This is a genomic window from Pigmentiphaga sp. CHJ604 (assembly GCF_036972535.1).
GTDB lineage: Bacteria > Pseudomonadota > Gammaproteobacteria > Burkholderiales > Burkholderiaceae_B > Pigmentiphaga > Pigmentiphaga daeguensis.
Window position 1 is genome coordinate 4651413 of record NZ_CP136998.1, and the last position, 13473, is coordinate 4664885.

The following is a 13473-nucleotide window of genomic DNA, read 5'->3' on the forward strand; positions in this document are numbered from 1 at the left end:
CCATGGCCTTTCCCGCAGTCGCAACCATCGCCCCCGAGGCCGCGTGCCTCACCCTGATCAATGTCTACGAAGTCGAGCCCGGCAAACAGGACAAACTGGCGCGGACCCTGGCCGAAGCCACCGAGCGCACCGTCCGGCACCAGCCGGGCTTCCTGTCGGTCTGTATACACCGTAGTCTGGACGGCCGGCGAGTGGCGAACTATGCCCAATGGGCTTCGAAGGAGCATTTTGATCGCTTCATGAAGCAGCCCGAGACCCAGGCACAGCTCCAGCGATTCGCCAGCTTGGCGAAGACAGTGGCGCCGGGACTCTATGTGGTCGACACTGTCCACGCGGCGCCCCGATCGGCGGCGGGAGCGCCGGAGAAATGAGCACGATCCCGGATAACGTCCTGTGGCCGCAGTTGCGCCCCCGTCTGGTCCGGCTGGCTTACCGGATGCTCGGTTCAGTGGCGGACGCGGAGGACGTGGTCCAGGACGCCTATCTGCGCTGGCAGGCCGCCGATCGCGACGCGGTCCGCCAGCCGGCGGCCCTGCTGCATACGATCGTCACGCGCCTGTGCCTGAACGAGCTGAAATCCGCTCGCCGCAGGCGCGAGACCTACGTCGGCCCATGGTTGCCGGAACCTGTCGTGGACACGCACGAGACCTATGCCGACGACCTCACCCTGCCCCTGATGCTGGCGCTCGAGCGCCTGTCGCCCCTGGAGCGGGCCGCCTTTCTGCTGCACGATGTCTTCGGCATGGATTTCCGGGAAGTGTCCGACGCCATCGGACGCGAAGCCGCGGCATGCAGGAAACTGGCCAGCCGTGCGCGCGACCATGTACATGCCGCGCGGCCGCGCTTTCCGGCCACGCGGGAACAGGGCATGAAGCTCGCGGCGGCGTTCTTCGCCGCATCTCGCGACGGCGACATGGAGAGTTTGCGCTCGCTCTTGGCGGACGACGTGGCCGCCTATGCCGACGGCGGGGGCAAAGTGCCCGCCACGCCGCATCCCGTGCTCGGCTTGGCCGCCGTCCTGGAAAGGCATGCACGGATGGCACGTGAGTTCGTCCACGCGCCCTCGGTGCTGATCAGGCACGCCATGCTGGATGGCCTGCCCGGTTTCATCACGATCGAGGGAGGAGGAGTCCTGCAGGCGACGGCTTTGCAGATCGAGAGAGGCAAGGTGGCGGCGATCTACGTCACGCGCAATCCGGACAAGTTGCGGCACCTGAATGCCGCGCCCGGCCGGTAAGGCCGGCGGGACGCCGCCCGGAACCGGCCTACATGACCGCGGGAGAACCCGGCTCGGCGTTCTTGACCGACACCGCTTCCGAGGACGGATCGGTGGGGATGGGCATGGGCTTGGCGGACGCCGAGCGTGCCGGCGTGGCGCCCGGCAGGTCGGCGTTGACGCCCGCGGCCGAGGCCAGGCGGCGGCGTTCGGCCAGGACCCTGTCGCCGTACGGGCTGGTGCCGTCGGGGCCCACGCCCACATACATGCGCAGGCCGGCCGTCAGCGAACCGCCACGCTCGATGTATTCCTTCAGGATCGAGGCGCCGACACGGATGTTGGCCACCGGGTTCCAGGCAGCCTGGCTGCCGCCGAACGGTTCGAACCGTTCGGTGTGGACCCGGGTCAGGACCTGCATCAGGCCCTGCGCGCCGACATGGCTTTCGGCGAAGGGATTGAAGCTGGACTCGATGGCGATGATCGCCAGGAGCAACAACGGATCCAGGCCCATTTCCTGTCCCACGCCATAGGCGGTGGAAATCAGCATGCGGGTGGCCTCATTCGAGACCCGGTACTTGCGCGCGATATAGCGGCCCAGGGACTCGGCCTGCACGGCCGACACCTTGGTCGCATGCGGCTTCGGCGCCGGCTTGACGGCATTGCTGGTCACCGAGCCCAGGAAAGAGGTCGCCTGGGCGTGCGGCTGTACGTTGTCGGCCACGGCCGCAACGGCGGCCGCCGCGGCGACGGCGGAGGCGACATCGACCTGGGCCGGCTCGGCCACGGGCGCATCGACACCGTTGAACGCGGTGAATTGCGAAGCCTGGTCACGCAGACCAGGAACGGACCATACTACGGCGGCCATGGCGAGCACGGCCAGGCCTACATAACTATTGATGGAGCGGCACCAATCCGTGACTCCCGGTCGAGGCCGGGAGTCGGGCTGCTCCGTCGACGAGCTCGACTGCGCGTCGGGCATACTTACCTCCTTGCAACGGCGGGCCACAAAAACACAGCATCCGGAAGCGATCGAGATACGACTCCGGACATCGAGGCCACAACCTGCTTGGCTGCACATCGCGCCGCTGTCAGGACGACTGGCGGCACACCTGCATGGTCGCTACCGCAGAGATAGCTCGGGACCATGCCTGTTTCGGGCAGAGGGCGCGTTCGCGCCGCTAAGAGAACTCCAGTATGGTGGGCGCCCGATGGCCCGTTAAGCAGCCCGGTGGTCTTGTCCGGCCCCACTAGGGGCGGCGATCAGGACGACGGCACCGGGCACACGCTGAAAGTTGGCGGATTGTAGAAATGCGATTTGATGTGGTCAACCGTAAAAATTCACCATTTCGGTGCATCCGGCGGACAATCGTGATCATTGGGATTTTCTATCGGTTCCCATCCGACCGTATATGGAAAGATAGATAAAAGTGAGCATACACTATCGCCGTGACCGAATCAGATTCAGAAACATATGTAAAATTTGTCTCGACCGCCCTGTTTCACGCCGCCGTGACCCCGATCACGGGATCCGCGCCCCGAACGCCTCGATCGGCACGGCGGGTTAAAGTGACCCCTCTCCCCCAGCCTTCCCCATCAAGGTGCTCCGCCCGTGAAATACCGCGACCTCCGAGACTTCCTGCGCCAACTCGAAACGCGGGGCGAGCTCAAGCGCATCCCGGCCGCCGTGTCGACCCACCTCGAGATCACCGAGATCTGCGACCGCGTGTTGCGCGCCGGCGGACCGGCCCTGCTGTTCGAGAACGCCCGGCAGCCCGGCCGCGGCAAGGCCGACATGCCGGTACTGGCCAACCTGTTCGGCACCGCCCGCCGGGTCGCGCTGGGCATGGGCGCCGAGGACGTGGGCGCCCTGCGCGACGTGGGCGAACTGCTGGCCTCGCTGCGCGAGCCCGAGCCGCCGCGCGGCCTGCGCGACGCGCTAGGCAAGGTCGCGATGCTGAAATCCGCCCTGTGGGACATGGCGCCGCGCGAAGTCCGGGGCGCCCCCTGCCAGGAAATCGTGCTCGAAGGGGACGACGTCGACCTCGGACGCCTGCCCATCCAGCATTGCTGGCCCGGCGACGTCGCCCCGCTGCTGTCCTGGGGGCTGGTCGTCACCCGCGGGCCGAACCGCAAGCGCCAGAACCTGGGCATCTATCGCCAGCAGCCCATCGGACGCAACAAGCTCATCATGCGGTGGCTGTCGCACCGGGGAGGCGCGCTGGACTTCCGCGAGCACATGCTGGCCCACCCCGGACAGCCGTTCCCGGTCGCCGTCGCCCTGGGCGCCGACCCCGCCACCATCCTGGGCGCGGTGACGCCGTTGCCCGATGCCTTGTCCGAATACCAGTTCGCCGGCCTGCTGCGCGGCGGCCGCACCGAGGTGGTCCGCTGCGTGGGCAGCGCGCTGTCCGTTCCTGCCTCGGCCGAAATCGTGCTGGAAGGCCATCTGCTTCCCTCCTCCGACCCGCGGGCGATCGCCCCCGTCCCGGCGCCCGGCGTCGCGGCTCCGCCCGACAACGGCTACGAGATGGCGCTGGAGGGCCCCTACGGCGACCACACCGGCTATTACAACGAACAGGACTGGTTCCCGGTGTTCACCGTCGATCGCATCACCATGCGGCGCGATGCCATCTACCACTCCACCTATACGGGCAAGCCGCCCGACGAGCCCGCCGTGCTGGGCGTCGCCCTGAACGAGGTCTTCACCCCCCTGCTGCGCCGGCAACTGCCGGAAATCGTCGATTTCTACCTGCCGCCCGAGGGATGCAGCTACCGGCTGGCCATCGTCTCGATGCGCAAGCAATACCCCGGCCACGCCAAGCGCGTGATGTTCGGCATCTGGAGCGTGCTGCGCCAGTTCATGTATACCAAGTTCATCGTGGTGGTGGACGAGGACATCGACGTGCGCAACTGGCAGGAGGTGGTCTGGGCGATCACGACGCGGATGGATCCGGTGCGCGATACCCTGCTGGCCGACCGCACGCCCATCGATTACCTGGACTTCGCCTCGCCGGTCTCGGGCCTGGGCGGCAAGATGGGCCTGGACGCCACCAACAAGTGGCCGGGCGAGACCGACCGCGAATGGGGGCGCCCCATCGTGATGGATGCGGATGTGAAGAAACGGGTGGACGGCCTGTGGCAGGAACTGGGGCTGCCGGGGTGAACCCGGCGGCCCCTTCCGGCCCTAGCGCGGATCGGGCCGGCTGCGGTCTTCCTTGATGGCCCGCCAGAGCTTGTAGGCCTGGTAGGCGGCCAGCGCACCGCCGCCCAGCTTCAGCAGCCGGAAGACGCCGCCAAGCCGCACGCGGGCCAGCACCATCGAGGCGGCCGACGACACGATCGGGTAGCGCCGCAGAAAGCGCCAGGCCTGCATGGCGGCGGCCATGCCGCCGCTGCCGCCCAGGCTGGGCAGGACCGACTTGAGCACCTGCCCCGGCGTCACGGCTTCCTTGATCTGGTGCAGATGAGCCGCCAGCTCCATGCGTTCGATGGACGAACGAGCCAGCAGCAGTTCCCTGCGGGCTTCGATGTCGCCCGCCTCGCGTGCCTTGCGCCGGCTGCTCATCGCGGCCCCCGGCGGCTGTTGGAATCGGACTCGGCGACCGCGGCGAGCATGTCGCGGTCACGCTGGAGCTCGGCCAGGGTGTCCTCGAACACCAGGGGCGCATGGACGGCCTGCCGGCGCACCATGATCAGCATGATGAGGCCGACCAGCAGATAGGCCGCCCCGACCAGCGCGATGGCCAGGTGCCGGTATTCGGTATCCCAGAACACCACGACGATCAGGAACGAGAACATCATCAAGCCGAGAGTCAGGCACAGCAAGGCCGCCAGGGCGACCAGCACCATGCCCAGCAGGCGCGATTTTTCCTCGGCCAGCTCGATGGCGACGAGCTCGAGCCGGGTGCGCAGGATGCCGATGGACGTGGCAGCCAGCGCCCGGAGCGAACTCAGCAGATGCGGCGACGCGGACACGCTGCGCGGATCAGCGGCGGCTGTTGACCAGCAGGCCGGCCAGGAAGCCGACCGCCGCGGCCACGCCGATGGCGCGCCAGGGATTGTCGTGCACGAAATCGTCGGTGGCGCGGGCGGCCGCCTTGCTGCGCTCCAGCATGGAGTCCTGGACGTCCAGGAGCTTCTCGCGCGCCCGCTTGAGGGAAGTCAGGGCACGCTCGCGAAGTTCGACCGCGCGGTCGCCGGTGCTGGAAGCCGCCTGCTTGAGCAGGTCTTCCGCGTCATTGAGCACGACCTTGACGTCCGAGATGAGTTTTTCTTTGCCTGCGGTGCTGGTAGTCATCGTGTTGCGCTCCCTGCGTTGTTTTTACGATTGGACGCTCCGATGATAGCAGCCGCCCCCGCATACCGGAACCCTTGCATCCGAAGGGCAGCATCGGGTAACACCTGCAACCGGGCGCTTGCATCCTGCATCACTGGTTGACCAGCCAGGCGATGAGCCTGTCGTTGAAGCCGTTGGCCTGCTGCGCGCGTTCGTCGTTGACGACGCTGACCACCAGATAGCGGCGCCCGCTCGCCGACAGCACATAGCCCGCCAGCGCCCGCACGTCGCGCAGTGACCCGCTCTTCAAGTGGGCCAGCCCGGCGGCGTCGGAATCGCGCATGCGGCGCCTGACGGTTCCATCCGTGCCGGAGATGGCCAGCGACGAAACGAACTCCGGCATGACGGGCGACCGCCACGCGGCGGCCAGCAGGCGCGCCAGGCTGTCCGCCGAGATCCGGCCGTCGCGGGACAGTCCCGAGCCGTTGTCCAGCACCAGCTCGGGCAGCCTCAGGCCGCGCGCCGCAAGGATCCCGTCGACCGCGCGATCGCCGCTGGCCACGGTGGCCGGGCCCGGCTCGTAGGCGGCGCCCAGCGTCAGCAGCAACAGGCGCGCCATGACGTTGTTGCTCTGCTTGTTGATATGGCGCACCACCTCGGCCAGCGGAGGCGAATCATGCGTGGCGAACAGCACGGCGTCGCCCGGCACGTTGCCCTCGCGTATCCGGCCCGCCAGGCTGCCGCCCATTTCCTGCCACAACACGCGAAAGACGGCCTCGGCATGCCGCGGCTGGGACAACGCCAGCCGGTACAGGCTGAACTCGCCGCAGCCCCCCGACACGGTTCCGGCCACCCGCAGCGACACGCCCGAGGAGGTCAGGAACGGCTCGGTCTGCACCACCGGCGAACCGGGGCACGGGTTGTCCGACCATTTCAGTCCGCCCTCGACCTTGACCCCGGGCAGGGGGGGATCCACGGTCACCCGCCAGTGCCGGCTGCGCAGGTCCGGCGTGAACAGCAGGCGCACCGCGCCGAACCCCACCATCCAGGCGTCGGGGCTGGCGTTGTAGGGCCGCGAGGGATCGCCGTCGAAGGCACCGGGGTCGATGGCCACCGGCCCGAATACCGAGCGGTCCACGACCAGCTCCGGTATCTTGCGCACGCCGCGCACGCGCAGCTCGCGCAGCAACTGCCAGAGGTCTTCCAGCTTGAAGAAGGGATCGCCGCTGGCGCGCAGGTACAGGGGACCGGACAAGGCGCCGTCGGACGAGATGGTGGTGCCCGGCTCCACCAGCAACTGGGTGCGCCAGACGTAGGCGGGACCCAGGCTGTCCAGGGCGGCGAAGGTAGTCACCAGCTTCATGACCGAAGCGGGGTTGCGCGGCTGTCCCGCGTTGACCGAGACCATGCGCGGACCGTCCACCGGTTCGACCACCACCGACAGCGCGCTCTCGGGCAACCCGGTGGCGGCCCAGGCCTCCGACAGTTCCGTGGGCAGGGCCTGCGCCCGCGCCGTGGCCACTGCCAGGCAGGCGAGCAGCGCCGCCGCGGCCCGGATCCACCCGCCGGGCGCTCCCCCGGCACATCCCCTTCCGCGCCGGCTCTCGGCCACGCCGGCTTGCACGCCATTCTGCAACAACGCCCGCTCCCTGATTCCCGTACCGTGATTCGAACAGGCTAGAGCATAGCGGTTCCCGGCTGGGCCGCCGGCAAGCGGCTCACTGATGGAGCGAGGCCTCGTAGCGCACCAGCAACTGGCGCATGTCGCCCACCGTGCCCTTGAGCGCCTCGGTGGCCTGGGCCAGGGAGGCCACCGAGGCGGAAGTGCGCTCGACTTCGCCCGAGATGCCTTCCATGCTGTCGGCCACTTCCTGCGACGCCGCCGACTGCTGCTGCAGCATGCCGGAGATGTCGCGCGCCCGCTCCACCACCAGCGACGACGAGCGGCGCACGCGTTCGAAGAAACCGGCGCTCTCGCGGATCTGCTCGCCGCTGTACTGCACCGATGTCACGGCCTCCTGCATGGAGGTCGAGGTTTCGGTGGCGAAACGGGTGATGGCCTGCAGCGCGTGGCCGATGTCGCCCGTGCTGCCGGCGGTGCGGTCGGACAGGGTGCGCACTTCCTCGGCCACGACGCCGAAGCCCCGGCCGTTCTCGCCCGCGCGGGCGGCTTCGATGGCCGCGTTCAGCGACAGCAGGCGGGTCTGGTTGGCGATCTCGCTGATGGCCTGCGTCACGCCGGAGATGGTCGAGACCAGGTCGTGCAGCGAGCCTATCTGTTCGTTGGTGCGGCCCACGGCCTCGGCCACCGAATCCGTGCCGCGCACCGAGTCGCCGATCTTGGCCTCGGCCGTGTCGACTTCGCTCAAGGCCGATTCCGACAGGGACAAGGCCGTGCCGGTGTGCTGCGAGGCCTCGCGGATGGCCACGCTCATCTGCTCGACCGCGGCGGCGATGCGGGTCAGGCGGTCGCGCTGCTCGTCGATGACCTGGCGGATCGCGGCGATCTCGCCGTTGACGCGGTCGGCGTTGCCGTCCACGGCCTGCGCGACCTGCAGCACGTCGCACAGCGTGGAGCGCAGGTGGATGCGGGTCGATTCGATGCGCATGGGCAGGCCGCCCAGGTCGAACTGGTGGCGGCCCTCCACGGCGACCGACAGCATGCCCTCACCCATCGCGGCCAGCGTGCGGTCGACGCGGCGCAGCGGCGCCCAGACCCGGTACCGCCATGCCGCCGCGGCTGCGCCCACGACCGCGGCCTGGCCCAGCATCCAGCCCCAGTGCGGCAGCAGCCAGGCTCCCAGCGCCATGCCCAGCGACAGCACCGCCACGCCCGCGCCCCAGGGGGTGGGGGCATGCCACCAGCGCGGACGCGGGGTGGCGGGAAACTTCGCCTTGCCCGCCGACACGTCGGCATGCAGGGCCTGGGCGGCAGCCACCTCGGCGCGGTCGGGCGCGTTGCGCACCGACATGTAGCCGACGTGCCTGCCGTTCTCGTACAGCGGCGTGACATAGGCCTCGACCCAGTAGAAGCCGCCGTCTTTGCAGCGGTTCTTGACCAGCGCCCGCCACGGCTGGCCGCGCTTGATCGTCTGCCAGAGATCGGCGAAGGCCTCGGGCGGCATGTCGGGATGCCGGACGATGTTGTGGGGCTGGCCGATGAGCTCTTCGCGCGAGAAGCCGCTGACTTCGATGAACGCGGGGTTCGCATAGGTGATGCGCCCCTTCAGGTCGGTGGTGGTCACCACGGGGCGGCTTTTCTCGACGAAGCGCTCGAGCGACGTGACGGGCAGATTCTTGCGCATGACTCTTGGTGTGGACAACGACTCATGACGGTTGACGGCAGCAAGGCGGCCGGACTTTAGGACAATTTGCCCGCGGGCCCCTCGTCGGTCCCACTACAATCGCGGGTGCATCCCCTCGATAGCCTAGGAGCAGCCCATGAAGACCAAAGCCGCGATCGCCTGGAAGGCAGGCGCGCCCCTGACCATCGAAGAAGTGGACCTGGAAGGTCCGCGCGCCGGCGAGGTGCTGATCGAAGTCAAGGCCACCGGCATCTGCCACACCGATTACTACACCCTGTCGGGCGCCGACCCCGAGGGCCTGTTCCCGGCCATCCTCGGCCACGAGGGCGCGGGCATCGTGGTCGATGCCGGGCCCGGCGTCTCGACCCTGAAGAAGGGCGACCACGTCATTCCGCTCTACACGCCCGAGTGCCGCCAGTGCAAGTTCTGCCTGTCGCGCAAGACCAACCTGTGCCAGGCCATCCGCACCACCCAGGGCAAGGGCCTGATGCCCGACGGCACCAGCCGCTTCTCGCTGGGCGGCAAGCCCATCCACCACTACATGGGCACCTCGACCTTCTCGAACTACATCGTGGTGCCCGAGATCGCCGTGGCCAAGATCCGCGAGGACGCTCCCTTCGACAAGGCCTGCTACATCGGCTGCGGCGTGACCACCGGCGTGGGCGCCGTGGTCTTCAGCGCCAAGGTCGAGGCCGGCGCCAACGTCGTGGTCTTCGGGCTGGGCGGCATCGGCCTGAACGTCATCCAGGGCGCCAGGATGGTGGGCGCCGACAAGATCATCGGCATCGACCTGAATCCCCAGCGCGAGGCCCTGGGCCGCCAGTTCGGCATGACCCACTTCGTCAACCCCAACGACGTCGCCAACGTCGTCGACCACATCGTCCAGCTCACCGACGGCGGGGCCGACTACAGCTTCGAGTGCATCGGCAACACCACCACCATGCGCCAGGCGCTCGAGTGCTGCCACAAGGGCTGGGGCCAGTCCTTCATCATCGGCGTGGCCGCCGCCGGCGCCGAGATCGCCACCCGGCCCTTCCAGCTGGTCACCGGCCGGGAATGGAAAGGCTCGGCCTTCGGCGGCGCCCGCGGACGCACCGACGTGCCCACCATCGTCGACTGGTACATGGACGGCAAGATCAAGATCGACGAGCTCATCACCCACACCCTGCCCCTCGAACGCATCAACGAGGGATTCGACCTCATGAAGAGCGGACAGTCGATACGCTCGGTCGTGCTGTACTAGAGCCGCGATGCCGGGGGCGCCGCCAGCCACGGCGTCCCCAGGCTGCCCACGTCATCGCATCCAAGCAGCGCCAGGACACGGTCGATGTCCTGGCGGACCAGGTCCAGCGCGGCCGCCACGCCCGCTTCTCCGGCCGCGGCCAGTCCGTACATGGGCAGGCGTCCCATCAGCACGCCACGCGCGCCCGAGGCCAGCGCCTTGACCACGTCGCCCCCACGGCGGATGCCGCCGTCCAGCAGCACGGGCCGATCGCCCGCGGCTTGCGCCACCGCGGGCAGCGCCTCCAGGCTGGCCGGCGCGCCATCGAGCTGGCGTCCGCCGTGGTTGGACACGATCATGCCGTCGACTCCCTCGGCGCAGGCACGGCGCGCGTCATCGGCGTGCAGAATGCCCTTGAGCCACAACGCGTGCGGCCAACGCCTGCGCAGCCGGCGCAAGGCCTCCCAGTCGAAGCCCGCGTCCATGCGCCGCTGCAGCAGCGCTGCCTGCGCCTGGGCGTTTCCCGCCGCGGCCGAGGCCAGGTTGGCCAGTTGCGGCACGCCATACCGCGCGACCTGCATCAGCCAACGGGGATGCGTCGCCACGTCCCATAACGTACGCGCCCGCCACCGCATGGGCAGGGAAAAACCATGACGCAGGTCGCGTTCGCGCCGGCCGCTGACCGGCACGTCGGTGGTCAGCACCAGATGCCGGTACCCCGCGGCCAGCGCCCGCTCGACCAGGCTGTCGGCCAGACCGCGTTCGATCACGTACAACTGGAACCACGGGTTGCCGCCCGCCCGCGCGACCGCTTCCAGGGTGCTGCAGGATGCCGTCGACAGCACGTACGGCACGCCGGCGCGCGCGGCGGCCCGGGCGGCCGCGACGTCGCCATCGGGCCAGAACAGCCCGGCCAGGCCGATGGGGGCAATGCCGACCGGCGACGACCACGTCTGGTCCAGGATCCGCACGGACTGGCTCCGCTCGCCGACGTCCCGCAAGGCCCTGGGCAACAGGAACACGGACTCGAAGGCCCGGCGGTTCGCACGCAGGGTCAGTTCCTCTTCGGCGCCACCATCCAGGTAGTCGAACACCATGCGCGGCAACCGGCGCCGGGCCAGGTGCCGCAGATCGCCGGCGTTCAAGGCGCGGGCCAGCGCCCGCACGGCCGTGCTCATTCGCCCGGCTTGAATTCGATGCGCCGGCCGACGTCGGACCAGTGGCGCAATTCGCTGGCGACGAAGGCGGGAAAATCCCTGGCGCCAGGGCCGTCCACGGTAGCACCGTAGTCTTTCCACAAGGCCTGGATCCTGTCCGTAGCCAAGGCCTGCGAAATCAGTCCACGCATGCGCTCGACCACCTCGGGGGCTACTTTGGCGGGGCCGAAGATGCCGTACCAGGTCGTCACGGAAAGATCCGGCACGCCGGCCTCGGCCAGCGTGGGAACCGACGGCAGCGCGGGAGAACGCTGGGCCGACGTGACCGCCAGCGCGCGCAGGGCGCCGCCGTGGATCTGGGTCAATGCGGTGGGCATGGTCTCGAACATCAGGTCGATCTGGCCGCCCAGCAGGTCGGTCAGCGCCGGCGCGCTGCCCCGGTAGTGCACGGCCTGCATCTTGGCGCCGGTCAGCAGCTTGAAGTGCTCGGTGGACAGGTGATGCAGCCCGCCCTTGCCCCCGGTGCCGTAGTTCAATCCCTGTTCGGAATTCCGACCGGCGCGGATCAGATCGGCCAGCGTCTTGAACGGCGACTCGTTGCGCACCAGCACCACGTTGGGCACGGTGGCGATCAACCCGATGGGCGCGAGATCGGTGGCCGTGTCGTAGGGCATCTTGGGATACGCGATGGGCAGGATCACGTGGTGGATGGCGCCGAAAAGGAAGGTGTGTCCGTCGGGCACGGCCTTGGCCACATTGTTCGCGCCTATCATGCCGGCCGCGCCGCCGACGTTCTCGACGATGAAGCGGCCGCCGGAGATTTCCGACATGGCCTGAGCCAGCGGCCGCGCCAGCGTGTCCAGCGAGCCGCCGGCGCTGGCCGGCACCACGAGACGTACCGGCTTGGCGCCGGGCCAGGCACCCGCGGCGCCGGACAGCGCGGGCATGAGCAGAACCGCCAGGGCCAGCAGGCGGCGAAAGGCAATGCGCATGAGTGTCTCCTCTTGTTCTGGATCGGATGGTGCCGCGCTGGCGCTACCCCTTGCCCTTGCCCGCCGAACCGGGCAGCTTGGCGATCTCGGCGATGGCTTCGTGGTCGGGCTCGAACCCCAGGCCAGGCCCGTGGGGCAGCTCCAGCCATCCGTCGCGCGGCTCGGGAATGTCGCGATAGAGCTTCTTCATCATGTCGACGGCCACGAGGTGCCACTCGACCCGCCCGCCGTGCGCCAGGCCGGCGTGCAGGTGCATGTTGTGCAGCGGGAACGCGCCGCCGTTGGCCACCGGCACGTTGTACGCCTCGGCCATGCCCGCGATCTTGGCCGCCTGGGTATAGCCGCCGCTGATGACGACGTTGGGCTGGGCGTAGTCCACCGCCCCGGCCGCGAGCATGTCGCGGAAGCGGTAGGCCAGCCCCTCGTTCTGGCCGGCCGCCACCGCGATGCCGGTGCGGCGGCGCAGGTCGGCCATCAACCGCACGTCGTTCTGGGTCACGGGTTCTTCGAAGAAGGCGATGCCGCAGTCGCGCACGGACAGCGCGAGCTTCTCGGCATGGAAGCCATCCAGGCTGCAGTTGGCGTCGATGTAGATCGAGGGCCCGGCCCCCACGGCCTCCCGTACGGCCGCAACGCGGCGCGCGTCCTCGCGGATGACCTCGTCCAGCGGCCGGGGTTCGTCGCGCCGCTGCAGCGCGCCGTGTCCCACCACCATCTTCAGGTGCGAGAAGCCATCGGCCACACAGGCGCGCGCCGCCTCCGCCAGCGCGTCACGGTCCAGGAAGTTGAAACCGAAGGTCGTGTAGACCGGCACGCGCGATCGGGCGCCTCCCAGCAGCTTCCAGACCGGCAGTCCCAGCGCCTTGCCCTTGATGTCCCACAAGGCCACGTCCAGCGCCGCCACGGCGTGCATGCCATAGCCGGTCTGCCCGCGCGGACACAGCAGCCAGTACAACTTGTTCCAGGCCGCCTCGTGGTTCATCGGATCCAGGCCCACGAGCGCCGGCCCGGCCACCGCGTTGATGATGTGGGCCGCCACCTCCTCTTCCGTGATCGCGGTCAGGCCATGGCCGACGAGCCCATCGTCGGTCTCCACCTCGACATGGCAGGCCGACAGCGAGGTCGAACGGCGCACGCCTCCGGCCGCATAGTCCAGGGGCACGTTCAGAGGCGTGGCATGTACGCGAGCGATCTTCACCGGCATATCCTTGTGTCATGGCATGGTTGCGGCCGCGCACACGCGGCGCGACCCCAGGCATGCTGACAAAGGGCGGCGGCTCCCGCCATTGCTATTTTTTTCACGCA

General features: G+C 68.9%; 13 protein-coding genes. 4 read left to right on the forward strand and 9 right to left on the reverse strand.

Annotated elements, in window-relative coordinates; translation table 11 throughout:
* Positions 1-2 precede the first annotated feature (2 nt).
* On the forward strand, positions 3-371 hold the full coding sequence (locus R4823_RS22370) for an antibiotic biosynthesis monooxygenase family protein (protein WP_338616118.1): 369 nt from the start codon (positions 3-5) through the stop codon (positions 369-371).
* Entirely contained in the window at positions 368-1237 is an 870-nt protein-coding gene (locus tag R4823_RS22375; protein ID WP_338616119.1) for a sigma-70 family RNA polymerase sigma factor, read from the forward strand. Before R4823_RS22370 ends, R4823_RS22375 begins: the two co-directional genes overlap by 4 nt.
* Positions 1238-1265: 28 nt before the next feature.
* Here R4823_RS22375 and R4823_RS22380 read toward each other — a convergent pair whose 3' ends face one another.
* The gene (locus R4823_RS22380; RefSeq protein ID WP_338616121.1) at positions 1266-2081 is read right to left on the reverse strand and encodes a transglycosylase SLT domain-containing protein; all 816 of its coding nucleotides are present in this window, start codon (positions 2079-2081) and stop codon (positions 1266-1268) included.
* Positions 2082-2825: 744 nt separating this feature from the next.
* Between R4823_RS22380 and ubiD the strand changes: the two genes are divergently transcribed.
* Positions 2826-4379, forward strand: coding sequence for a 4-hydroxy-3-polyprenylbenzoate decarboxylase (gene ubiD, locus R4823_RS22385; RefSeq protein WP_338616123.1), 1554 nt, complete (start codon positions 2826-2828; stop codon positions 4377-4379).
* Between the two features lie 21 nt (positions 4380-4400).
* Here ubiD and R4823_RS22390 read toward each other — a convergent pair whose 3' ends face one another.
* From R4823_RS22390 to R4823_RS22410, 5 genes are all read right to left on the reverse strand, one after another.
* On the reverse strand, positions 4401-4781 hold the full coding sequence (locus R4823_RS22390) for a hypothetical protein (RefSeq protein ID WP_087837962.1): 381 nt from the start codon (positions 4779-4781) through the stop codon (positions 4401-4403).
* Entirely contained in the window at positions 4778-5191 is a 414-nt protein-coding gene (locus R4823_RS22395) for a phage holin family protein (RefSeq protein WP_338616124.1), read from the reverse strand. Before R4823_RS22395 ends, R4823_RS22390 begins: the two co-directional genes overlap by 4 nt.
* Positions 5192-5201: 10 nt before the next feature.
* Positions 5202-5513 (reverse strand): DUF883 family protein, encoded by a 312-nt coding sequence (locus R4823_RS22400; RefSeq protein ID WP_087837964.1) that lies wholly within the window; start codon positions 5511-5513, stop codon positions 5202-5204.
* A 130-nt stretch (positions 5514-5643) separates the two neighbouring features.
* Positions 5644-7050, reverse strand: coding sequence for a D-alanyl-D-alanine carboxypeptidase/D-alanyl-D-alanine-endopeptidase (dacB, locus tag R4823_RS22405; RefSeq protein WP_132979929.1), 1407 nt, complete (start codon positions 7048-7050; stop codon positions 5644-5646).
* Positions 7051-7210: 160 nt separating this feature from the next.
* The gene (locus R4823_RS22410; RefSeq protein ID WP_087837965.1) at positions 7211-8797 is read right to left on the reverse strand and encodes a methyl-accepting chemotaxis protein; all 1587 of its coding nucleotides are present in this window, start codon (positions 8795-8797) and stop codon (positions 7211-7213) included.
* 136 nt (positions 8798-8933) lie between these two features.
* On the opposite strand from R4823_RS22410, the gene R4823_RS22415 reads away from it, so the two are divergent.
* Positions 8934-10040, forward strand: a complete 1107-nt coding sequence (locus tag R4823_RS22415) for an S-(hydroxymethyl)glutathione dehydrogenase/class III alcohol dehydrogenase (protein WP_338616126.1) — start codon at positions 8934-8936, stop codon at positions 10038-10040.
* Here R4823_RS22415 and R4823_RS22420 read toward each other — a convergent pair.
* Genes R4823_RS22420 through R4823_RS22430 form a run of 3 tightly spaced genes read right to left on the reverse strand, consistent with a single transcriptional unit; the run spans position 10037 to position 13366 of the window.
* The gene (locus R4823_RS22420) at positions 10037-11197 is read right to left on the reverse strand and encodes an alpha-hydroxy acid oxidase (protein ID WP_087839753.1); all 1161 of its coding nucleotides are present in this window, start codon (positions 11195-11197) and stop codon (positions 10037-10039) included. The two genes, R4823_RS22415 and R4823_RS22420, sit on opposite strands and share 4 nt — an antisense overlap.
* A complete protein-coding gene (locus R4823_RS22425) occupies positions 11194-12168 on the reverse strand; it encodes a tripartite tricarboxylate transporter substrate binding protein (RefSeq protein ID WP_087839754.1) in 975 nt (324 codons plus the stop codon). Before R4823_RS22425 ends, R4823_RS22420 begins: the two co-directional genes overlap by 4 nt.
* Before the next feature lie 43 nt (positions 12169-12211).
* Positions 12212-13366 (reverse strand): mandelate racemase/muconate lactonizing enzyme family protein, encoded by a 1155-nt coding sequence (locus R4823_RS22430; RefSeq protein ID WP_087839822.1) that lies wholly within the window; start codon positions 13364-13366, stop codon positions 12212-12214.
* Positions 13367-13473: the final 107 nt, after the last annotated feature.